Below are 18,817 nucleotides of genomic sequence, written 5' to 3'. Positions count from 1 at the left end.
ACCCCGCCGGGTGTCTGGTTCCCCGCGTCATCGTTGACGACCATCGCGAGCAAGCTCGCTCCTACAGGGTCGGGGGCAACGAGGCTTCGCCAACGGGTACTCATCGCCGTTAAACTGATCGCCGCTACTCCCCTGCCCGGTTTCCCTGTCGGAGAACACTCATCATGAGCCAATGGCCAGACACCCGCATTCTTGACCTGCTCGGCATCGAGTTGCCCATCATCCAGGGCCCCATGGCCGGCGCCACCAACTCGTCCATGGTCATCGCCGCCTGCAATGCCGGCGGGCTCGGCTCAATGCCGGCGGCCATGCTGAGCATCGACCAGTTGCGCGAAGAGCTGACAACCATCCGCCAACACACCCAGGGCCCGATCAACATCAACTTTTTCTGCCACCAACCGCCGCCGGTGGATGAGCAGCGTGCGCGGGAATGGAAGAATCTGCTGGAGCCCTATTACCGCGAGCTTGGTGTCGACTTCGATGCGCCGACACCGGTGTCCAACCGTGCGCCGTTCGATGCCTCAGGCTGCGAAGTGATCGAGGCGTTCCGCCCTGAAGTCGTGAGTTTTCACTTTGGTCTGCCGGAAAAATCCCTGCTTGATCGCGTGAAGGCTACCGGGGCGAAGGTACTGTCTTCAGCCACTACCGTGGAAGAAGCCATCTGGCTCGAAGAGCACGGCTGCGACGCGATCATCGCGATGGGATACGAAGCGGGCGGGCATCGCGGGATATTTCTCAGTGATGACTTGAGCAGTCAGATCGGCACCTTCGCCCTGGTGCCACAGGTTGTGGACGCGGTGAAGGTGCCGGTGATAGCCGCAGGTGGCATCAGCGACGGTCGCGGAGTCGCGGCGGCGTTCATGCTGGGAGCTTCGGCGGTGCAGGTGGGGACGGCTTATCTGTTCACTCCGGAAGCCAAGGTCAGCGCCTCGCACCACAAGGCACTGCGCACGGCCCAGGCCAGCCAGACTGCCGTGACCAACCTGTTCACCGGTCGCCCGGCGCGGGGGATTCTCAACCGGGTCATGCGCGAGCTTGGGCCGATCAGCGACAAGGCGCCAGCGTTCCCCCTGGCGGGTGGTGCGCTGATGCCGCTGCGGGCCAAGGGGGAAGCGGATTTCAGCAACCTGTGGGCCGGACAGGCGTTTACCCTGGGCGCTGAGATGACGAGTGAAGAATTGACACGGCGGTTGGCTGAGGATGGGTTGGCCAGGTTGACTCGCCGCTAAATGCGCAACCACTATCTGACCTACGATGGCCTGTAGTGTGCGCTGTAACTGTGGCGAGGGGGCTTGTCGAAACGTCGCACCGCCCCGTTGGGCTGCGCAACAGTCCCATTTTTTGGGGCCGCTTCGCGACCCAACGGGGGCAAGCCCCCTCGCCACAATCAACCGCATGTACCGTAAGCAAAACAGTCCATTCCGTTTGCAGGCATTTCGCTATATATTCCGTTATATAACGAACCACCCCCTCGTAACACCTGCTTAGAACGGAGCCGTTTCATGACCATTCGTGCCTCACGTTTTGCCCCTGGTTGCCTCGCCACCCTTCTCTCTGTACTCGCTTTCGGCTCCGCCCAGGCCGATGAAGTCCAGGTCGCTGTCGCCGCCAACTTCACCGCGCCGATCCAGGCGATCGCCGCCGACTTCGAAAAAGACACCGGCCACAAGCTGGTGACTTCGTTCGGCGCAACCGGTCAGTTCTACACCCAGATCAAGAACGGCGCGCCGTTCGAAGTTTTCCTCTCGGCGGATGACACCACCCCGGAAAAACTCGAGAAGGAAGGCGACACCGTCAAGGGCTCGCGCTTCACCTACGCCATCGGCACCCTGGCACTGTGGTCGGCCAAGGAAGGTTACGTCGATCCCAAGGGCAAAGTGCTGAGCGACAACCAGTACCAGCACCTGTCCATCGCCAACCCGAAAGCCGCGCCTTATGGCCTGGCGGCGACCCAGGTCCTGGCCAAGCTGGGCCTGACCGACAAGGTCAAGGGCAAGATCGTTGAAGGCCAGAACATCACCCAGGCCTTCCAATTCGTGTCCACCGGCAACGCCGAACTGGGCTTCGTCGCCTTGTCGCAGATCTACAAAGACGGCAAAGTCAGCAGCGGCTCGGCCTGGATCGTTCCAGCCGACATGCACGACCCGATCAAACAGGACGCGGTGATCCTCAACAAGGGCAAGGACAACCCGGCAGCCAAGGCGCTGGTTGACTACCTCAAGGGCCCGAAAGCCGCCGCCGTCATCAAATCCTACGGTTACCAGCTCTAAATGACCCTGACGAGTGCCGATTTTTCCGCCATCTGGCTGACCCTGAAACTGGCGTCCCTGACGACCGTCATCCTGTTGGTGATCGGTACTCCGCTGGCGTTGTGGCTGTCGCGCACCCGATCCTGGTTGCGCGGTCCGGTCGGGGCGATCGTCGCCCTGCCCCTGGTCCTGCCGCCCACGGTGATTGGCTTCTATCTGTTGCTGGCCCTCGGCCCCCACGGGTTCATCGGTCAGTTCACCCAGTCACTGGGGCTCGGCACTCTCACTTTCAGTTTTGCAGGATTGGTGATCGGCTCGGTGCTGTACTCGATGCCGTTCGTGGTCCAGCCGCTGCAAAACGCTTTTTCCGCCATCGGCACCCGCCCGCTGGAAGTGGCCGCCACCTTGCGCGCCAATCCTTGGGACACCTTTTTCAGCGTGACCCTGCCGCTGGCCCGTCCCGGCTTCATCACCGCCGCGATCCTCGGTTTTGCCCATACCGTGGGTGAGTTTGGCGTGGTGCTGATGATCGGCGGCAACATCCCCGACAAAACCCGCGTGGTCTCGGTGCAGATCTACGATCACGTCGAAGCCATGGAATACGCCCAGGCCCATTGGCTGGCCGGGGCGATGCTGGTGTTCTCCTTCGCGGTGTTGCTGGCGTTGTACTCCAGTCGCAAAACCAAAGCGGGCTGGAGCTGATCGATGATTCAAACACGCTTGAAATTGAGCTATTCAGGCTTTGCCCTGGATGTCGACCTGCAGTTGCCCGGTCGCGGCGTCACCGCATTGTTCGGCCACTCCGGCTCAGGCAAGACCACCTGCCTGCGTTGCATCGCAGGACTTGAACGCGCCGAACAGGGATTCATCCAGGTCAATGACGAGGTCTGGCAAGACAGCGAACGGCAGATTTTCGTCCCGCCGCACAAGCGCGCCTTGGGTTATGTGTTTCAGGAAGCCAGTCTGTTTACGCATCTGTCGGTGTTGGCGAACCTGGAGTTCGGCCTCAAGCGCATCCCCAAAAACCAGCGTCGTGTCGACATGGCCCACGCCACCGAACTGCTGGGTATCGGCCATCTGCTTGATCGTCATCCGCAGCACCTGTCCGGCGGCGAGCGGCAGCGCATCGGCATCGCCCGCGCCCTGCTCACCAGCCCGAAACTGTTGCTGATGGACGAGCCGCTGGCGGCGCTGGACTCCAAGCGCAAAAGCGAGATCCTGCCTTACCTGCAGCGCCTGCACGACGAACTGGATATTCCGGTGTTGTACGTCAGCCACTCCCAGGATGAGGTGGCGCGGTTGGCCGACCACATCGTACTGCTCAGCGAAGGCAAGGCTTTGGCCAGCGGCCCTGTCGGCCAGACCCTGGCGCGTCTCGATCTGCCACTGGCCATGGGCGATGACGCCGGCGTGGTGATCGAGGGTCGCGTCAGCCACTACGACGCCGACTACCAGCTGCTGACCGTGCAATTGCCCGACACCGACCTGAACCTGCGCGTGGCTCATACACCGATGGCGCCGGGTCAGACATTGCGCTGCAAGGTTCAGGCGCGAGATGTCAGCCTGAGCCTGCACAACGCCGAACACAGCAGCATCCTCAATCGCCTGCCGGTAACCGTGGTCAGCGAGATGGCGGCCGATAACGCCGCCCACGTGCTGCTGCGCCTTGATGTGGCGGGAACACCGCTGTTGGCGCGCATCACCCGCTTCTCCCGCGACCAGCTCAAGGTGCAGCCCGGTCAACCGCTTTGGGCGCAGATCAAGGCAGTGGCCGTGCTGGCTTAAAAGTCATTGGCACGACCGCCAAGGCGTGGGGTCAATGGCTTTAACGGCCCCTGACTCCACGCCAAGGACAATTGCCATGCCTGATGCACTGCCGCCCGATCTGCATTACGTCGATGACACGCTGCCCGGCATCACCCGCAAGAAACTGCGGGGCAAGTTCCAGTACTTCGATCCCGCCGGCCAACGCATTACTGATCAGCAAGAAGTTCAGCGCATCAACGCACTGGCCGTGCCGCCCGCCTACGCCGACGTGTGGATCTGCGCCGACCCGCGCGGGCACCTGCAGGCCACCGGACGAGACGCGCGCGGCCGCAAACAGTACCGCTATCACCCACGCTGGCGGGAAGTGCGCGATGGCGACAAATACTCGCGTCTGCGGGATTTCGGCCTGGCGCTGCCCAAATTGCGTAAAAAGCTGGAAGCCCTGTTGGCAGAGCCGAGTTTCAGCCGCGATAAGGTCATGGCCACCGTAATCACGCTACTCGATGCGACGCTGATTCGCGTCGGCAACGCTCAATACGCCAAGGAAAACCGGTCCTACGGACTGACCACCCTGCGCGATCGTCATGTCGAGATCAACGGCAGTGCGATCAAGTTTCAGTTTCGCGGCAAGAGTGGCGTCGAACATCAAATCACAGTGAAAGACCGCCGCCTGGCGCGGATAGTCAAACGCTGTCAGGAAATCCCCGGGCAAGACCTCTTTCAATACCTCGACGAGGACGGCGAGCGACACAGCGTCACTTCTGCTGACGTCAACGCCTACCTGAAAACCCTGACCGGTGCCGATTTCACCGCCAAGGACTATCGAACCTGGGCCGGTAGCGCCTTGGCACTTTCGGTGCTGCGTGAGCTGCAATGGCAACCTGAATCGGAAGCGAAGCGGCAGGTGGTGGAGATGGTAAAAGACGTCTCCAGGCAACTGGGCAACACTCCGGCCGTGTGCCGCAAATGCTATATCCATCCGGCAGTACTCGAGGGTTTTCCGCTGGGACAGTTGGCCGAACTGCCACGGCCGCGGGTGCGCAAGGGCTTACGCGCCGAGGAAGTCGCGCTGGCGATGTTGCTGGAGAAACTGGCGTCAGAACCGACGAGTTGACCTGTCTATTTTTTGCACGATTACAAATGACTTCTATAGTTGATCTGTACATGAATCAGCTGCGGTGAAGCCATGGAAGACATTTTTGTCGTCAAGCGCTGCAACAAAATCATCATCCATGGCCGCCGGGCCGGTGAAACCGGTCACCCACCCCCTGATGCCGCTGTCTGGTACCGCATCTACGATACCCGCACCAACGGCTATCTCGGAGACGGCTTTGAACTTGAAGAAGATGCGCAGCGCGCCTGCCGCCAGCTGAATGCCAGATCACAGGTAACGGCCCGCCAAGGCTGAGGAGCCTTGACGTGCCTGCTACGGGTCTATACTGAGGAAAGCTGAGGTTTTCAGCTTCAATCGGTAGCAAGCTCGCCCCAAGCGGGCTTTTTACTGCCCTCAGGTGTCCTCAACGGAGGTGCTTCCCATGTCCGAAAAAGAGTCCATCACCACCCTGCTCACCTTGCTCGATTCCCGTCAGGTTCGCCTGGCAGCAGCCTGCAAGGAAATCGCCGATTGGGTCGATCACCAAGGCGGACATCCGACCGCCCTGCGAATTCGCGATCGCCTGAACGACATCGAAAAGGATACTCCCCTGATCCGCAACACCCTGTCGGCACTCAAACCTGTCGACCGGCCGCTGCCACGGTTCAGATGAGCCTTTGCTGCAACGAAACGGTACGACACCGCAGGCGTGACTGACGACACTTCGTCAGCCAGCCCGTGTCTGCCTGCCCTTTGACCACTCTTTGCGATGTAAAACAGCCCAGCCCCGTGCTGGGATTTTTTTTCTTCGAATTCCACTGACGAACGTCGCCAGCCTCGTGGGGTCCAACGATCACACGTCACGAGGAGACGTCCCGATGGTTACCCACTTCAAAGTCAGCGGGCACCTGGCCTGCGGTCACAAAGGCAACAACCTCGTTTCAACCCGTGAACTGAACCGGGTCAAATGCAGAAGCTGTCGCAACACCGACGCCTACAAAGACGCGCGCAAGACCCAGCGCAACGCCGCCCGACGCGCCGCCCGCAAAGCCAGACTCACCCCAACCGCGACCGACTGGCGCCAGGCTTGGACCGAGCGAATGGTGGCCATGCCCGGCCTGCAAAGACTCCCCCGCGGTTTCAGCGGCCAGCCCTTCGTGTAACTGACAGCATCCGGCGGCCGATCACCCCGGCCGCCGGATGTTTGCATCTGGAAAAAGGATTGAACGACGCTGCCGATTGTTTTTCCAAACCTGTAGGCCCGCCCGTCTTTGTGGTGCCGGGTTACAGGAGAGGACATCAACATGAACCTCAAATCTCTGCTTGTACTTTTGATCGCCAGCCTGAGCCCCACTCTGGCACTGGCCCAGGGCTGCGATGTCATCACCCGCTCCCAAAGTCCTTCAGTGCCGGTGATCGAATCCCACACCTGCTACGAATACGAAAACATGCCGGTGGATGCCATCGACTGGTCATGCAGCAACGAAAGTAGGGAAATGCTCAGCAACACCAAGAGAAAAGTCCCGCAATGCGGTGACCAGTACAAAGCCACGTGTATGGGTAAGATCACGCCCGAATCACTGGCCAATCCCCAGTCCACCAGCAAGGACAAGAACAGCAAGTCGCTGAACATTCCGGCCAATGCGCAAATCTCGACGTTCTACTACAACGCGGAAAATCTGGCGCAAGCCAAGATCGATTGCGAAACCGGCGGCGGTAGCTGGAAAGTCAGGTGATTTGCTCAAGCAGGCGGCTGCATGATTTCGCGCAGGGACATGCGCTTGAGCGTTTCGACCAATCCTCGCCCTTCCTGCGGTTCACAGGAGATGGCCAGGCGCACGGTCGCCTCCCCCAGATGCCAGATCAGAAACGCCGACTGGCGAACCTTCTGCGGGTCACAATGCGGGTATACCCGCAGCATCGCCTCGGCCAGCACATCGCCGGCTTCGCGGCTCTCCGCAAGCTCCAGCGACAACAGCTGTTTGTCGGCCTGCATGCCGCACCAGATATCCCGCATCGCCGGTGTCGCCAGCACGATTTCGTAGTACTGATCCAGCAGGTCTGAAAAAGCCGATTGCAGCCCCTGTGCATCCTCTACCGCGCCCAAAGCCTGTTCAATGCAGCAACGGCATTCGGTGTTGTAACGCTCGGCCAGGGTCTGGATCACCGAGCTTTTATCGGGGAAGTATTGATACAGCGATCCAATGGAAATCCCCGAACGCTCGGCGATTTCACTCATTTTCAGCTGATCGCTGCCCTTGGTCGCGATCAAGTCCGTCGCCACGCCAAGGATGCGTTCCTGACGTTCGCGGCTGCGTTGCTGCGTGGGATTGCGGCGAGTCGGCTCGAGGGGCTGTTCGAGTACTCCATTGGTCTTCTTCGGCACGACGTTGCTTCCCCGATCTGAAACATGACATTGACTCACCTTAGCACTCGCCTTCAATGCGCCCAATAGCCCGCACCCGTCCGTCGGGTTGTGTTGGTCCTCAATTGACGTCAAAACATGAGGGTCTATCATATTTTTAAACGTGAGGAATACTCACATTACTGAGGGAGATGAACGCGATGAACAGCCATCAACAAACGACCCTGGTTCTCGGTGCCTACGGCAAAACCGGCCGGCGAATCGCTCAGCAACTTGAGGCGAGCGGCCATAACGTGCGCCTCGGCTCGCGCAGTGCAACGCCTTCCTTTGACTGGGAGGACCGTTCGACCTGGGCCGCAGCCCTCGACGGCGTTCAGGCGGCGTACATCTCCTTTCAACCGGATCTCGCCGTACCCGGCGCCCTGGAGACGATCCAGGCATTCACCCGGCAGGCGGTGCAAAGCGGCGTCGGCAAGCTGGTCCTGCTATCGGGTCGTGGCGAAACAGAGGCGGAACAGGCCGAGCGCGTCGTGCAAAACAGCGGTGTCGACTGGACCATCCTGCGAGCCAGCTGGTTTTGCCAGAATTTCAGCGAGGCGCATTTCCTTGAACCCATCCTGCAAGGTGAACTCGTACTGCCTGTCGGCGATATCGCCGAGCCTTTTGTCGACGTGGAAGACATCGCCGAAATCGCAGTCGCTGCGCTGACACAACCTGGCCACAGCGGCCAGCTCTACGAACTCACTGGCCCTCAGGCGCTGACCTTTGCTGAGGCGGTCGCCGAAATTGCCCGTGCAACCCGGCGCGATATCCGTTTTGTCACAGTGTCGTCAGAAGCTTATGAACAGGCGCTGAAACAGGAGCACATGCCGGCCGAGGTGACTGATCTGGTGTTGTATTTGTTTACGACGGTTCTCGATGGTCGCAACACACCCGTTGCCGATGGCGTGCAGCGCGCGTTGGGGCGACCAGCGAGAAGCTTTACAGATTATGTCCAGCGTACGGCTACGTCAGGGGTCTGGAGCCAGCAGTAACAAGTGCCGACGGGCTGCATGGCGACAACCGGTTTCCTCGACTAGGGTCTTTTCCGTATTCAACTGCGGCGCCTTTATTGGCAGGAGCCTGATAAGGAGGAAGCGATGTCATCCATTCGTAATGCCGAGCAAACCTACCGCCGATGGTCCAGCCCGATTCTGCTCGAACTCAAGGAGCGAGAGCATCAACTCGACCCGCTGGATCGTGAAGCGTTGCAAAACATCTTGCTGGAAAGGCGATTGATCAACAGCGGCAACCCCGACGGCAACGAACGGCGCAAGGCCGGGCTGGACCGATACGTCTGAAAAGACCGCAGGAGCGAGACAGCTCGCTCCTGCGGTCTTCCGCTTGTCCGGTGACCGGCACCTTTCCCATCCCCATCCTTCCAACGCTATACCCTCCCTGCGCGTGGAAGACTGAGATGATGAACAGATCAATAACTGCTCTTACCCTGGTAGGCCTGCTGTCGAGCGCCTCGGTCCCTGCATTGGCGGCCGAAACCTCCTCCCAGGGATCCGTCGTGCCACCTGCCGCCATTCCGGGGCTCAACCAGGCCCAGGGCGCCGAGTCCAAAGAGGACAAAGCCAACAAAAAAGGCGAGGAAGCGGCAGGGTCCAACTCGGGTACCGATGCGCAATCTCAAAAGAAGGAAGCAGAATCCTCCAGCAGCTCGGGGCAAGAGGGGAAACAACAAGGCGAAGGCTGAACAGCCTCTGATTGCCAATCAGGGGGGTCACTTGGGATCGCCTGCATTTGCGGGGGAGCTTTTTCCCTGCCTGAAACATATCCGGTAACCTTCGGGTGCATACTAAGCTAGTCTTTCCACTCTAAAACCGAATCGAACGATCTCCTCTCTCCTCTTTCAAGAGTATGTGAACGTGAAAGGCAGATTGATTGGCGCTGCCGTGCTTATGACCTGTGCGTGTGGCCTGGGTTACGGATTCAGTACATGGCAGGACAGCAAGAGCCGGCGACAGGATGAGCTTTGCCATGTGGCCCAGGAACATCTCAAAGGCGTAGAGATCCAGGCTCGCGCCATGGCCGCCGGTTTGTCCGTCGAAGGTTACGCCGAAGCAGAAAAAGACGACGTCGGCAAACTCATCCACGCTCTGGATACCGCCAACACCAAGGAAGAGGTGGAAGCCGTCATTTCGGAACACTCCGCCACCGTCGAAGCCAAGGTCGCGGCAACCGATGCAGAAGTGAAGTCCCGAGGCGAACAACCCTTCCTCGGTCAACAGCGCAAAGAGCAGCGCATCACCACCGACGTCAAACAGGAAATCCAGCGCGCCGAGAAGGCTGTTAGCACGGCGTGTGAGTGATGGGTGCGGGGCGCTTCAGAGTCGCATTTCGAAGCGCCAGATTTATGTAATTGCTAGTTACTGACAGTGAAGTGATACCTCACAGTGCCATCCTCTGGTTTAACGAACCATAGTTCACCATTGGCCTGCTTCACTTGACTGCAGTCGGTAGGCCACCCGGGTGCGATCAAACACACCACTCCGTTCTCCAGAGTCCATTTTTCCTTTGCAGGATCCTTACCTGATTCTTTGTAGATATCAGTGCCATCTGCATTAAATGTCAGAGAATACGGCGTCCCGTTGCTCAGGCGGCTATTGATCTTTTTCCCAACTAAAGCTTGCTGCACTTCGGCATTGGCCAACGTCTTCGCGTTGGAGGGGACTGGCGCTTGCTGAGCCCCGAAACTGTACGATGCAAAACCCACCAAAAACATCATTCCGGTGATACCAACAACACGATGCGTTTTCATGTCGATAGCCCTCACTCAACAGTAACGCCCAAAAGTGTAGCTCTACGCAGTTAGTGGTATTGGAGACGACGCAACAATATCAGCCACGCAACGGCGCAGAATATTTCTGGGGCCGGGGAAGCCGTCCTGCTTTGCAACGTAGATTTTTTGGAACAACTTGAAATTTGCAGATCAGAAACGAACAAGGGTTTGCATCAGCTTTCGCTCGCAAACCCTTGATTTTAGATGGTGCCCGAAGCCGTAATCGAACCGGCACGCCCTTACGAGCGGGGGAATTTAAGTCCCGAGAGGAAATCAATCACGCTGCGGCTTGCGATAGATTTTTTGGTTCGCAATCGTGGGTAAATAGCTGCCATGCAGCCCAATGTTTCCGCATGCGTTGAAATAATTGCGGCCCGAAAATAGGGGGGAATTCGGACGGCAACACGCGCCTTTGTCGGCCCTCCCGAGGGTCGGATTATGCAATGCTGCATACCTTCATCAGTCGGAGATCCCGTCCAACCCGAGAATGCCGTGGGGCGACCATCGCATCTCCTGCTAACCTTACGACGTCAAGCATTTAACCTACCAGTATCGCCCCCAGGGATGCACTCATGACGGACTGCATAAACCCACAGGAAGTGATCGACGCAATCCGAGCGACGAATATGATACGCATCGGAATTGATGGAAAAGACGGTGCAGGCAAGTCGACGCTGGCACAAGCGGTCTCCGAAGCTCTCGGGCTTCCATGTATCAGCTTGGACTCCTTCCTGGAGAAGAAAATGGGCGGGTATGTAGACCACATCGACTACCTGAATCTGAAAGCCACCATGGAAAATCTAGAAGGCTATGTAGTGGAGGGTGTGTGCCTGCGCGAGGTTTTGAGACGTATTTCGCTGGTGCCTACAGCGAACATCTATATCAAAAGGATGCAACATGGGGTCTGGGTGGACGAGGATGAACTAGATGTCAGCCGGCCCGTCGAAGACATTTTGGCCGCGGTAAGAGCAAGCGTCAGTCTGTTTACGCCCGGCCCTGTAACTGGTCTCGAGTTGGTTGAGGAAATCATTCGTTATCATGCTGAATGTCATCCGCAGGATCATGCTGACGTTACCTACGCTGTACCAGCGTCCTTCCCAGCTGAAAATCCGCAAGAAAACAATTACACCGCGATTCTCAAGGGGTAAGGCAAAGTAGGAATAGTCAATGAAATCGGGCAATTGCTTACTTAGGCGCACCCGGTTTTTACCTGCTTTACACGGTCATTGGTACAAAACGTGGTACGAGCATCGCGCCCGTTTGTCGGGTGAAATCAGGCAATCAGTCGAGACGCACGCATGTCGACCCCACCCCTTTCGGCAGAAGAGATCATCCACACCATACAGTCGGCTTTCAGCCCGCTACGCTGCGTGGCTGAGCAGTGGGATTACGGTAACCGGATCCGATTCCGAGTCTTCAGTGCTGCAGACGTGCCGCTCATCACCCAACCAGACCTTCTCTGGCGAGAGCTATCCGACCCCACCCGCCTGGCGTTTGTACTCGAGCACAGTCGCGATCAATTGTCGAAGCTTGGCTACAGCTTGGAGCCCTGGGTGCGGTCTTGACCCATGCCAAGTCAAGGTGACCACACGCCGATGATGCAGCAGTACTTCGGGAAATGGCTCGCGGGGCTTTTATTCCAACAGTATGCATTGGCGACTGTCTAAAACCCTGACCCGACTTAGGCGCCTTTCGGGCTAATGAATCCGGGACAGGTCGAGGTAGTTTTAGACAGGCTCCACTACCTCTTTTCGGCCTCCTGCCGACCGCTGACAAATCCAGATCCTGCAATTCGTCAACTCACCCTCGCTCAATCCGCCCGCCTGGATCACTGTATATAACAACAGTATCAGTAAAGCCCACCAATGGACCCGCTCGAAATAGAAAACACCGACGACTGGCTCGGTTGCCCTACCCCGCTCAAAACCTGCCGGCACCAGCTCCGGATGTACGAGAACGAATTCGAGGAATTGAACCTGCAACTGCGCGAGGCCAGTGAGAAGATCTTCACTCTGGTCGAGATGCACGCCGAAGCCATCCTGCAGCGGGACCCCGACCCGCTTGCTGCCGGAGATCACGGGGACGATCTTCAATTTGCGCACCCCCCCCCCCCAAAAATCGAAATCTTTCTCGCCCACGTTTTTACCGTTACAAATGATCGCAAACCTCATTCCTGCGCTATCGAGCCGGGCAACTTCTTCTGTGAATCCTTCAACCGTGGCCCTGAGTGCTTTGAAAACCTCCCAGGCACTTCCGGTTTCGAGGAAGAAATCTTTCGACCGGAAAAACTTTTTTCCGAGAACTCCACCCAGATCGATGGTGGTCATGACTCCAGTGCTCATTGTTCCGCTTTGCATCTCAATCCCCGGACGTAAAAAAACCGCCCGGAGGCGGCTCAATTCAATATGTAGTTGGCGATAAATCCATGCTCATCGCTGAATCTATGGATACCCGAAATCGCTTCGTGCTCCCCTGCTTGACCGTCGCCTCGCGCTCTTTCAATCCACTACCGCACGAGGCCGCTGAAATAATGTGATCGCCACCAGCGACGAAAAATTTGGCAGTCTCGCCCGTCCCAATCTCTGCGGACTTACGACCATCGATGCTGATGGTGGTATTGCAGGCGCTACCGACGAAACCCTTGTCTCTTGTCACAATGAGGATCGCAGCACCAAACTCTGGCTTTTGATTTGCGAACAATCTGGAGCTCGGGACGGGATCCGCTTTATCAGATGGGACAGGCGACGTCGCGCACCCCGCCAGCAACGCCAGCGCCACCGCTCCTACGATAAATTTCATGCAGGTCACTCCTGTGGGAAAGGCTGCAAGATACCACCGGGATAGTAGAAACGAAAAAGCCCAGCGGTTGGCTGGGCTTTCCTGTCACTGCTGGCGGACTTCCCAAATGGTTGCGCCAGGATATTTCTCCAGAATCTTGCGCTCAGCGTCCCTCTGGTCTGTGCCGTTCTGAAGCACGTTACTCATGCCGCTACCGCTCTTCGTCTTGAGGCTGAACACAAATGTCTTCACTGCCATGTTGCGACTCCTTCGCTATTGGAGAAGCGAATGTAGCACCGACCTGGTCGGGCATCCAGCGTGGATGAAATCCCAGTGGATAAGGTGGATCCAGAGATAGTAGCGTTATGACTCTACGCCGGACCAGTGGCTAGGATTGACTTACGTTAAGGAAACATTGCAATGCGCATAGACAGCAAATTCCTGTTTGGGGTTTTAAACTTCATCAGAACTGATAAAAAATATGAAGGTGACAAGCCTCTTCAGTACGGTACTCAGTACATCGTCGGCGGTGTCTTCGTGGACATTCACACGTCTGCAAAAAAGAAGGGAACCTTCACACTTGATATCAAAAATCATCCCGCCAACCCCGATTTCGCAAGACAGCTTCAAGAATACATCGACGCTGCGTGCGAGCCTGAGGAGGAAAACGTTAACTGACTGATACCCCAGTCCTTTGCCTGCAAGCCCAAGGACTGGGATTGCGCCAAATTCGGCGCGCTTATGACCCGGAGGTCAATGTGTCAAACGAACAGAGGCTCATCGAAGTAATCAATTCTCATGGCGGTGACATAACAACAATAAGCTGCATATTGGCCGGACTAATAAGCCAGCTTCGAGCAGCTCAGGGACCTGAGGGTATTGAGGCGGCACGCGTATTCGCGTTAGAAGTGGCGAAAACCATGCCGAGCACCGGGCCGTCCCGTCCCGATACGGCCCGAATTTCCGCAGTCTTTAATCAGCACAAATAGGATCAAGGCCAAGCTCTTTTTCCAGACGAGCAAGCCGGCGCTCAAGTAGGTCGGATTTCTCTGGAGCCTTTACCGCAAATTTACCGCAAAGTCAGGCGGCAAAGAAACACCGACAGCCGAGGCAACCATTTGGGATTTCAGAATTTCCGACTCGTTGATGAAAGCTCGTCCATCTTCAGCAACCACAAATGGCTGATTCATAACTCTCTCCAGCGGCCCTGCCGCATCATTTCGTTGATTGTGCATCTTTGTGCCTGAGGATCAGGCGCGACCGATCAAGCCATAGCCCGCCGAACACAGTGATTTCCGAAGGCCTGCCGTACAGGTGGTGCAGCAGGAAAGGGCCGGGGCCGAAGGTGGCCGCATCCTCACCGGGCAGCGCTGGATCAGCGCCGAGAAAGATCCCGGCATGGTTCGGGTGAATAGTCCGGCCCACCTCCATCACTATCATGTCGCCGCGCTGCGGCTGGTCGACCCGGCAGAAGCCGGTGGCCTCGTAGTTCGCTTCGTACAAACTGATGCTGTCCTTGCTCTCCCACCAGCCGTCGGTGCGCGTGAAGGCTTCGAACTCCAGCCCCCACTCGCGTTTGTACCAACCGGCACATACTTGCCAGCAGTTCCAGGCGCCGTGCACGAATGGGCGCTTCAACAGCGGAACATCACCAGTCGGCACCACAGTCCGCAGGCCACCCTCCGGCCAACTCAGAATGTGCCACGGCAGCGCAGTCGCTTCACACATGGCCAGGTCGCGCGGTGATCAGCTCTTCCGATGTATGGGGAATGGCATACCCGTGAAAGCGCAAAACGTCAGCGCCGTCGTCCGTACCGTCCAATTCAAGAGCAGCACTTCGCTGCCAGGCTCAAGCACTTGGATGTCACTGATCAGCGGCATGGTTGCCCCTTATGGCTGGAAAGCACGGTCAAAAGTGGCCGTGAGCTTGAACACCCCGCCTCCCACGGGTGTGGGTACGGGATTTTTACAGGTGAATAGGCCGAGTTCGCCCAACGGGGTCGTCCAGAGAAAGGCTTTCGATCCGGGGTCGTCCAGAGAAAGGCTTTCGATCCGGCGTGCCGATCAAAGAAAACCATGATTTGCTGCACCTTGGCTTTCGGCCCGATGCAGGAAATCGGATATAGAACCCAACATTTGCTGGGCTAACTAGAAATGCTCAATTGATTGAGATCTCGGCCGTTAAAGGGATTCCAAAACGGCGTCGAGAATCCTGTGAAAAATCAGCAGAAAGAAATGAAAAATTCAAACGAACCTAAATCAGTAGAAAACGTATCTGTATGGAGCTCTCCATTCACTATCGCGATGATCGCTGCCTGGGTCGCAATTGTTGGCTCGGGTTTGACTTGGTACTCCAATCGTGAATCCACGAAGCAAGCGATGGTTATCAGTTGCTTAGCAAGGATTGACACCCAAGAAACAAAAATCCGAGAACACGCAGAGCCTTTTTTCAAAGCAGTCGGAACCATGCTTGGGCGCATAGCGGATCCGACGCACTCTCGCGCAGTATTCTTGGAAATTGCTGAACCAGTTGTGACGCACTCATACAGTTTGCTTGCCTACGTCCCCGCAGACGTTGGCTTCGCGTCCATTAATTTTGGCAACGTAATCATAGAAAACATGCGAGCTACGACCACTGAAGAGCAGGTCAAAATAATGGCTGATTCACAAGACCGAATTAGCGGGATCCTCACTAAGTATGACGAATACATGAAAAAGTTTCAGGCACAGAAAATCGCCTGCCAAAATCAATAATCTCATCCGAACGCTCGCTCGAACACCAGCGGTTCAAGTGCCTTCATCTGCACAAGAGTCAGAGGTGAAAAATTGCGATCAAGCTGTAGTTCGGCGAATCTCTCGACGGTCAATCCAACTTCGCGGAACAGCTTCGCCCGGACCGGGCCGATGGCTTTGTCCTGAAACGCCGCCGGCTGCTGCTTGAGCCAGTCGTAATAGCTCAGGTCCGTCCTCACCTGCTGGGCGCCACCATCGCCGATGGATGCTCGGGTGGCGTCTTTGGCGAACAAGGCGCTGAAACGGGTCACCGCCACCACCGTCGAACGACAGTTGATGTGGATCGGCGGCCGTGGTCCTTCAGTCAGTTTGAATCGGCGCTTATCGAGCGTCCGGCACTGGCTGGTCGTCTTCGAATCCAGGTTGCTGATCTGTTGCTCCAGGCCATCGGCGTAAGTCGGGCAGGTGAACGGGTTGACCAGGTAACGCCGCTCGCCCTGCGCATTGCAGAACATGGCGTTCATAGCATTGATTCGATCCTTGACGGGCGGGTTGGCCGCCGGCGCAATGACCGTGAACCCCGCCTGCTTGAGCATGGCGATGTCGGTGACGCTTGCATTGACCGATTTGCGAGAGTCGCCGGAGGCGTCCGGGTAGATCCGGATCTCGCAGGTTTTCCGGAAATCGTTGCCGGTGTGCTCCCAGTAGCGCTCTTTGATACGGCGAATCATGTCTGGCGTGTCGTAGCCGTCCAGCAGCTCATTCACCGCACGCGGCAGCCCTTGGTCACGCTTAACGTGGCTGATTGCCGCCATCTTGCCGACGTTGAAGTCCATGCCGATGAACAGCGGCTCACCCGCCTGAACGGTATCGAAGCCCTGATTCAGCTTTCGATCGTAAGCGTGGTAGATCGACCCGGACGTCAGGTTAACGAACTGACCATTCAGGTAAGCGCGGATCAGTTGCTCGGGATACGACTCCATCAACGATGGGATGTAGTCGTCGGGCAGGTTCAGCTCGTTGTCGAAGGTGCTCGCCTGCACCAGGCCGTACATATCCTTGAGCGCTGGCTTCTCTCGAATCTGCTTCACGAACTGCTGGTAGACGAACTTGAACCCTTCCGGGGTCGTCGTCACATCCACGCCGTTCTTCAGCCCGGACACGTTGTAGCGCATCCGAGCGATGATCTTGCGCCAAGCCTGCTGCGCCTTCAGTGAGGGCAACACATCGAGTTCGTCGACCAGGGCGTGACCGATCTTGAAGCCGACGATGGTCTGCGGCTTCTCCATCGAGCGGCAGATCGTTGTGCTGCGGTACTGTTTTCCGCTGTAGAAATCGACTTCCTTGTCGCTCTCCTTAGTCTTGACCTTCAGGCCCCAGTCGTAGGCAACTTCCTCGATGGTTGGAAAGAAGATGTCGCGGATCTGCGGATAGGTCGGGGCGAAGTAGCCCGAATTGATCCCCGGCCATTCCCACACGTGCTTGCAGAGCGCCGCGCCCCCCACCCAGGTCTTACCAGAGCCAAACCCAGCAACGAAGCCACGGAATTTGTGAGGGAGCAGAAGGAAGTCAGCCTGCGGAACATTCAGGCTCGGCATCCGGCTTCCTCGCGTTGATCACTTGAACCGTTACAGAGGTCGGGACAATGGGCTCACCCTCGTCGTCGACTTTCTTCAGCCGGTTGACGTAAACGTCGCCGACTTCCTTCGCGGCCTGTTCCAGGATCTGCATCGCTAAGCCGATGTTCTTCATCGTCTCAGCACGTTCGACGAACCGGTTCATGGCGCGCAAGCGGAAGGCACGATTGGCGATTGGGATCTCGGCCGTCTCTTCGCGGAATCGCTTGCGGGTGTCTTCGAACAGCGTCACCCAGCGCTTGGCCAGGCCTTTGCCAGCAGCCTTGGTGGGATCGTGTGTCTCCACCTGTTGGCGGCCCACCACAATCCCGTATTCGTTCTTGACGGCCTCCACAACCTGCGAATGTGTGTCAAAGCACGCCAAGGCCTGAACGATGAGCTCTTAACCTCATTTTTCAAGGCTGCCATAAATTCTTTATCCGTCTAGGCCTGTCAAGAGTCAGGCCGACTTGAGCAGACAGGTTCCGCAGGCCCTCGCAATGTTCAACTTCCCCACTTCAGCAGGACTGTTTGCTGCATCCACCAACGCTTGAACATCAGGGCTCGCACCGTAGCGGCGAACCACGCCGACAAACTCTTCCACGTCATGGCCTTGCAGCTTGATCTTCGGTGCGCCTTCTTGGGTGAAGGCTGGTTGACCGTACTTGTCGGTCGCGTGAGCCAGTTGATACAGCTCATGTTCGATCAGTGAGCAGAACTCAAGGTCGCTGCACTGTGACCAATAGTCGGCGGCCAGAGTGATGATGAAGGCCGGCACTTCACCGAACCAATCACGCATCTGTTGCTCAATTCGGGCTTTCTGCCAGCCGCCGGCGCGGAACGCCACCTGTTCGGCTTGGCCGAGTACCGTCCTACCCTGCTTCTCGAAGCATGATGACGCCCACATGATCCGGACGTCAGCATCGATCAGGAGCGCATGGTCTTCGTTATGGATGCTGCCGGTGTCAGCAAGGATCTCGGCCTGGAGCCACTCCCACACTTCAGGCGCAGGCTTGAGCCGGATACCGAAGTAGGACAGCTCGCTGATATCGAGCATGGATGCCGGGGGACTTGGCCTATCCATCGTTCACCCAGTGCTTGAAATGATGGCGGGTTGCCGGTATTGGTAGGGATCCAATCAACGCAAGGAAGGTCGTTCATGAGTGAGAAAACTACAGTCAACTTTCAAGCAGTATCGTATGCACAAGCTTCAGACCCAAAGGCGAAGCGCGCCTACGCAGTCTCTGCCGCGCTAGAGCTAATCGCGGTTCGCGTGCTGAACAATACATCGAGCGGAATTCTTGGTACCGAGCTTGGCAAGCTGTCCGAATACGCTGACATCATTGAGGCTGCGCTCAACAAGAAGTGACCTATCCGTGCCGCACTCAC

Annotated in this window: 24 protein-coding genes and 6 pseudogenes; 17 read left to right on the top strand and 13 right to left on the bottom strand. The window is 57.4% G+C overall.

All coding sequences use genetic code 11. The features are described from left to right. Positions 1 to 164: 164 nt before the first annotated feature. From ACW9JE_RS00395 to ACW9JE_RS00355, 9 genes are all read left to right on the top strand, one after another. A complete protein-coding gene (locus ACW9JE_RS00395) occupies positions 165 to 1,229 on the top strand; it encodes an NAD(P)H-dependent flavin oxidoreductase (protein ID WP_457431485.1) in 1,065 nt (354 codons plus the stop codon). 273 nt (positions 1,230 to 1,502) lie between these two features. Next, on the top strand, positions 1,503 to 2,270 hold the full coding sequence (modA, locus tag ACW9JE_RS00390) for a molybdate ABC transporter substrate-binding protein (RefSeq protein ID WP_457431484.1): 768 nt from the start codon (positions 1,503 to 1,505) through the stop codon (positions 2,268 to 2,270). Beyond that, positions 2,271 to 2,951: a molybdate ABC transporter permease subunit gene (modB, locus tag ACW9JE_RS00385; RefSeq protein ID WP_224535245.1), complete on the top strand. Its 681-nt coding sequence runs from the start codon at positions 2,271 to 2,273 to the stop codon at positions 2,949 to 2,951. A 3-nt stretch (positions 2,952 to 2,954) separates the two neighbouring features. Then, positions 2,955 to 4,034: a molybdenum ABC transporter ATP-binding protein gene (gene modC / locus ACW9JE_RS00380; RefSeq protein WP_457431483.1), complete on the top strand. Its 1,080-nt coding sequence runs from the start codon at positions 2,955 to 2,957 to the stop codon at positions 4,032 to 4,034. Between the two features lie 76 nt (positions 4,035 to 4,110). Beyond that, positions 4,111 to 5,130: a DNA topoisomerase IB gene (locus ACW9JE_RS00375; RefSeq protein WP_457431482.1), complete on the top strand. Its 1,020-nt coding sequence runs from the start codon at positions 4,111 to 4,113 to the stop codon at positions 5,128 to 5,130. Between the two features lie 72 nt (positions 5,131 to 5,202). Then, on the top strand, positions 5,203 to 5,424 hold the full coding sequence (locus ACW9JE_RS00370; RefSeq protein ID WP_224535240.1) for a hypothetical protein: 222 nt from the start codon (positions 5,203 to 5,205) through the stop codon (positions 5,422 to 5,424). A 127-nt stretch (positions 5,425 to 5,551) separates the two neighbouring features. After that, positions 5,552 to 5,782 carry a hypothetical protein gene (locus tag ACW9JE_RS00365; protein ID WP_034147138.1) on the top strand — a complete coding sequence of 77 codons (231 nt, stop codon included), beginning with the start codon at positions 5,552 to 5,554 and terminating at the stop codon, positions 5,780 to 5,782. A gap of 205 nt (positions 5,783 to 5,987) precedes the next feature. After that, entirely contained in the window at positions 5,988 to 6,272 is a 285-nt protein-coding gene (locus ACW9JE_RS00360) for a hypothetical protein (RefSeq protein ID WP_457431481.1), read from the top strand. A 141-nt stretch (positions 6,273 to 6,413) separates the two neighbouring features. Further along, a complete protein-coding gene (locus ACW9JE_RS00355; protein WP_457431480.1) occupies positions 6,414 to 6,845 on the top strand; it encodes a hypothetical protein in 432 nt (143 codons plus the stop codon). Positions 6,846 to 6,850: 5 nt separating this feature from the next. On the opposite strand, the gene ACW9JE_RS00350 is transcribed toward ACW9JE_RS00355, so the two are convergent. Beyond that, positions 6,851 to 7,495, bottom strand: coding sequence for a TetR/AcrR family transcriptional regulator (locus ACW9JE_RS00350; protein ID WP_457431479.1), 645 nt, complete (start codon positions 7,493 to 7,495; stop codon positions 6,851 to 6,853). Positions 7,496 to 7,674: 179 nt separating this feature from the next. Between ACW9JE_RS00350 and ACW9JE_RS00345 the strand changes: the two genes are divergently transcribed. The 4 genes from ACW9JE_RS00345 (at position 7,675) to ACW9JE_RS00330 (ending at position 9,831) form a co-directional block, all read left to right on the top strand. Continuing rightward, positions 7,675 to 8,508 carry an NAD(P)H-binding protein gene (locus ACW9JE_RS00345; RefSeq protein WP_457431478.1) on the top strand — a complete coding sequence of 278 codons (834 nt, stop codon included), beginning with the start codon at positions 7,675 to 7,677 and terminating at the stop codon, positions 8,506 to 8,508. 105 nt (positions 8,509 to 8,613) lie between these two features. Continuing rightward, complete coding sequence (locus ACW9JE_RS00340) at positions 8,614 to 8,814, top strand: CsgG/HfaB family protein (protein ID WP_224535230.1); 201 nt, start codon at positions 8,614 to 8,616, stop codon at positions 8,812 to 8,814. A gap of 116 nt (positions 8,815 to 8,930) precedes the next feature. Then, positions 8,931 to 9,215 (top strand): hypothetical protein, encoded by a 285-nt coding sequence (locus tag ACW9JE_RS00335; protein ID WP_318011751.1) that lies wholly within the window; start codon positions 8,931 to 8,933, stop codon positions 9,213 to 9,215. A gap of 172 nt (positions 9,216 to 9,387) precedes the next feature. Further along, the gene (locus tag ACW9JE_RS00330) at positions 9,388 to 9,831 is read left to right on the top strand and encodes a hypothetical protein (protein WP_318011750.1); all 444 of its coding nucleotides are present in this window, start codon (positions 9,388 to 9,390) and stop codon (positions 9,829 to 9,831) included. Positions 9,832 to 9,884: 53 nt separating this feature from the next. Here ACW9JE_RS00330 and ACW9JE_RS00325 read toward each other — a convergent pair whose 3' ends face one another. Beyond that, entirely contained in the window at positions 9,885 to 10,280 is a 396-nt protein-coding gene (locus ACW9JE_RS00325) for a hypothetical protein (RefSeq protein ID WP_457431477.1), read from the bottom strand. 593 nt (positions 10,281 to 10,873) lie between these two features. Here ACW9JE_RS00325 and ACW9JE_RS00320 point away from each other — a divergent pair. Continuing rightward, a complete protein-coding gene (locus tag ACW9JE_RS00320) occupies positions 10,874 to 11,449 on the top strand; it encodes a shikimate kinase (protein WP_457431476.1) in 576 nt (191 codons plus the stop codon). Between the two features lie 579 nt (positions 11,450 to 12,028). Here ACW9JE_RS00320 and ACW9JE_RS00315 read toward each other — a convergent pair. The 3 genes from ACW9JE_RS00315 to ACW9JE_RS00305 form a co-directional block, all read right to left on the bottom strand. After that, positions 12,029 to 12,628, bottom strand: a complete 600-nt coding sequence (locus ACW9JE_RS00315; protein WP_457431475.1) for a hypothetical protein — start codon at positions 12,626 to 12,628, stop codon at positions 12,029 to 12,031. A 73-nt stretch (positions 12,629 to 12,701) separates the two neighbouring features. After that, on the bottom strand, positions 12,702 to 13,100 hold the full coding sequence (locus ACW9JE_RS00310) for a hypothetical protein (RefSeq protein ID WP_457431474.1): 399 nt from the start codon (positions 13,098 to 13,100) through the stop codon (positions 12,702 to 12,704). An 84-nt stretch (positions 13,101 to 13,184) separates the two neighbouring features. Next, on the bottom strand, positions 13,185 to 13,337 hold the full coding sequence (locus ACW9JE_RS00305) for a hypothetical protein (RefSeq protein ID WP_457431473.1): 153 nt from the start codon (positions 13,335 to 13,337) through the stop codon (positions 13,185 to 13,187). Between the two features lie 162 nt (positions 13,338 to 13,499). On the opposite strand from ACW9JE_RS00305, the gene ACW9JE_RS00300 reads away from it, so the two are divergent. Then, positions 13,500 to 13,757 carry a hypothetical protein gene (locus ACW9JE_RS00300; protein ID WP_457431472.1) on the top strand — a complete coding sequence of 86 codons (258 nt, stop codon included), beginning with the start codon at positions 13,500 to 13,502 and terminating at the stop codon, positions 13,755 to 13,757. Between the two features lie 380 nt (positions 13,758 to 14,137). Here the strand turns inward: ACW9JE_RS00300 and ACW9JE_RS00295 are convergent, their stop codons facing one another. The 4 genes and pseudogenes from ACW9JE_RS00295 to ACW9JE_RS00280 all read right to left on the bottom strand — a co-directional run. After that, on the bottom strand, positions 14,138 to 14,269 hold the full coding sequence (locus ACW9JE_RS00295; RefSeq protein WP_457431471.1) for a hypothetical protein: 132 nt from the start codon (positions 14,267 to 14,269) through the stop codon (positions 14,138 to 14,140). Positions 14,270 to 14,294: 25 nt separating this feature from the next. Next, positions 14,295 to 14,825: pseudogene (locus ACW9JE_RS00290) on the bottom strand (NlpC/P60 family protein); the annotation flags it as partial. Next, positions 14,818 to 14,960, bottom strand: a pseudogene (locus ACW9JE_RS00285) (phage minor tail protein L); the annotation flags it as partial. The pseudogenes ACW9JE_RS00290 and ACW9JE_RS00285, both read right to left, overlap by 8 nt. A 9-nt stretch (positions 14,961 to 14,969) precedes the next feature. Further along, positions 14,970 to 15,202 (bottom strand): annotated as a pseudogene (locus tag ACW9JE_RS00280) (hypothetical protein); the annotation flags it as partial. A gap of 91 nt (positions 15,203 to 15,293) precedes the next feature. On the opposite strand from ACW9JE_RS00280, the gene ACW9JE_RS00275 reads away from it, so the two are divergent. Further along, complete coding sequence (locus tag ACW9JE_RS00275) at positions 15,294 to 15,833, top strand: hypothetical protein (RefSeq protein WP_457431470.1); 540 nt, start codon at positions 15,294 to 15,296, stop codon at positions 15,831 to 15,833. Between the two features lie 2 nt (positions 15,834 to 15,835). Here the strand turns inward: ACW9JE_RS00275 and ACW9JE_RS00270 are convergent. The 4 genes and pseudogenes from ACW9JE_RS00270 to ACW9JE_RS00255 form a co-directional block, all read right to left on the bottom strand. Further along, positions 15,836 to 16,243, bottom strand: a pseudogene (locus ACW9JE_RS00270) (phage head morphogenesis protein); the annotation flags it as partial. Then, positions 16,241 to 17,410: pseudogene (locus ACW9JE_RS00265) on the bottom strand (terminase large subunit domain-containing protein); the annotation flags it as partial. The pseudogenes ACW9JE_RS00265 and ACW9JE_RS00270, both read right to left, overlap by 3 nt. Further along, a pseudogene (locus ACW9JE_RS00260) lies at positions 17,382 to 17,857 on the bottom strand (DUF2280 domain-containing protein). The pseudogenes ACW9JE_RS00260 and ACW9JE_RS00265, both read right to left, overlap by 29 nt. Before the next feature lie 31 nt (positions 17,858 to 17,888). Next, positions 17,889 to 18,512, bottom strand: coding sequence for a putative metallopeptidase (locus ACW9JE_RS00255; protein ID WP_457431469.1), 624 nt, complete (start codon positions 18,510 to 18,512; stop codon positions 17,889 to 17,891). A 75-nt stretch (positions 18,513 to 18,587) separates the two neighbouring features. On the opposite strand from ACW9JE_RS00255, the gene ACW9JE_RS00250 reads away from it, so the two are divergent. After that, a complete protein-coding gene (locus tag ACW9JE_RS00250; RefSeq protein WP_457431468.1) occupies positions 18,588 to 18,797 on the top strand; it encodes a hypothetical protein in 210 nt (69 codons plus the stop codon). Positions 18,798 to 18,817 lie beyond the last annotated feature (20 nt).

This window comes from Pseudomonas sp. SDO55104_S430 (assembly GCF_054070595.1).
This window is presented reverse-complemented; position numbering and strand designations above follow the sequence as displayed.

What these genes read in the sequence shown, in the direction of transcription:
- ACW9JE_RS00250 (WP_457431468.1), top strand. Translation starts at nt 18,588, where the DNA reads ATGAGTGAGAAAACTACAGTCAACTTTCAAGCAGTATCGTATGCACAA.
- ACW9JE_RS00355 (WP_457431480.1), top strand. Translation starts at nt 6,414, where the DNA reads ATGAACCTCAAATCTCTGCTTGTACTTTTGATCGCCAGCCTGAGCCCC.
- modB (WP_224535245.1), top strand. Translation starts at nt 2,271, where the DNA reads ATGACCCTGACGAGTGCCGATTTTTCCGCCATCTGGCTGACCCTGAAA.
- ACW9JE_RS00305 (WP_457431473.1), bottom strand. Translation starts at nt 13,337, where the DNA reads ATGGCAGTGAAGACATTTGTGTTCAGCCTCAAGACGAAGAGCGGTAGC.
- ACW9JE_RS00365 (WP_034147138.1), top strand. Translation starts at nt 5,552, where the DNA reads ATGTCCGAAAAAGAGTCCATCACCACCCTGCTCACCTTGCTCGATTCC.
- ACW9JE_RS00310 (WP_457431474.1), bottom strand. Translation starts at nt 13,100, where the DNA reads ATGAAATTTATCGTAGGAGCGGTGGCGCTGGCGTTGCTGGCGGGGTGC.
- ACW9JE_RS00335 (WP_318011751.1), top strand. Translation starts at nt 8,931, where the DNA reads ATGATGAACAGATCAATAACTGCTCTTACCCTGGTAGGCCTGCTGTCG.
- ACW9JE_RS00320 (WP_457431476.1), top strand. Translation starts at nt 10,874, where the DNA reads ATGACGGACTGCATAAACCCACAGGAAGTGATCGACGCAATCCGAGCG.
- modC (WP_457431483.1), top strand. Translation starts at nt 2,955, where the DNA reads ATGATTCAAACACGCTTGAAATTGAGCTATTCAGGCTTTGCCCTGGAT.
- ACW9JE_RS00395 (WP_457431485.1), top strand. Translation starts at nt 165, where the DNA reads ATGAGCCAATGGCCAGACACCCGCATTCTTGACCTGCTCGGCATCGAG.
- ACW9JE_RS00375 (WP_457431482.1), top strand. Translation starts at nt 4,111, where the DNA reads ATGCCTGATGCACTGCCGCCCGATCTGCATTACGTCGATGACACGCTG.
- ACW9JE_RS00345 (WP_457431478.1), top strand. Translation starts at nt 7,675, where the DNA reads ATGAACAGCCATCAACAAACGACCCTGGTTCTCGGTGCCTACGGCAAA.
- ACW9JE_RS00300 (WP_457431472.1), top strand. Translation starts at nt 13,500, where the DNA reads ATGCGCATAGACAGCAAATTCCTGTTTGGGGTTTTAAACTTCATCAGA.
- modA (WP_457431484.1), top strand. Translation starts at nt 1,503, where the DNA reads ATGACCATTCGTGCCTCACGTTTTGCCCCTGGTTGCCTCGCCACCCTT.
- ACW9JE_RS00255 (WP_457431469.1), bottom strand. Translation starts at nt 18,512, where the DNA reads ATGGATAGGCCAAGTCCCCCGGCATCCATGCTCGATATCAGCGAGCTG.
- ACW9JE_RS00360 (WP_457431481.1), top strand. Translation starts at nt 5,988, where the DNA reads ATGGTTACCCACTTCAAAGTCAGCGGGCACCTGGCCTGCGGTCACAAA.
- ACW9JE_RS00325 (WP_457431477.1), bottom strand. Translation starts at nt 10,280, where the DNA reads ATGAAAACGCATCGTGTTGTTGGTATCACCGGAATGATGTTTTTGGTG.
- ACW9JE_RS00295 (WP_457431471.1), bottom strand. Translation starts at nt 14,269, where the DNA reads ATGAATCAGCCATTTGTGGTTGCTGAAGATGGACGAGCTTTCATCAAC.
- ACW9JE_RS00340 (WP_224535230.1), top strand. Translation starts at nt 8,614, where the DNA reads ATGTCATCCATTCGTAATGCCGAGCAAACCTACCGCCGATGGTCCAGC.
- ACW9JE_RS00370 (WP_224535240.1), top strand. Translation starts at nt 5,203, where the DNA reads ATGGAAGACATTTTTGTCGTCAAGCGCTGCAACAAAATCATCATCCAT.
- ACW9JE_RS00315 (WP_457431475.1), bottom strand. Translation starts at nt 12,628, where the DNA reads ATGACCACCATCGATCTGGGTGGAGTTCTCGGAAAAAAGTTTTTCCGG.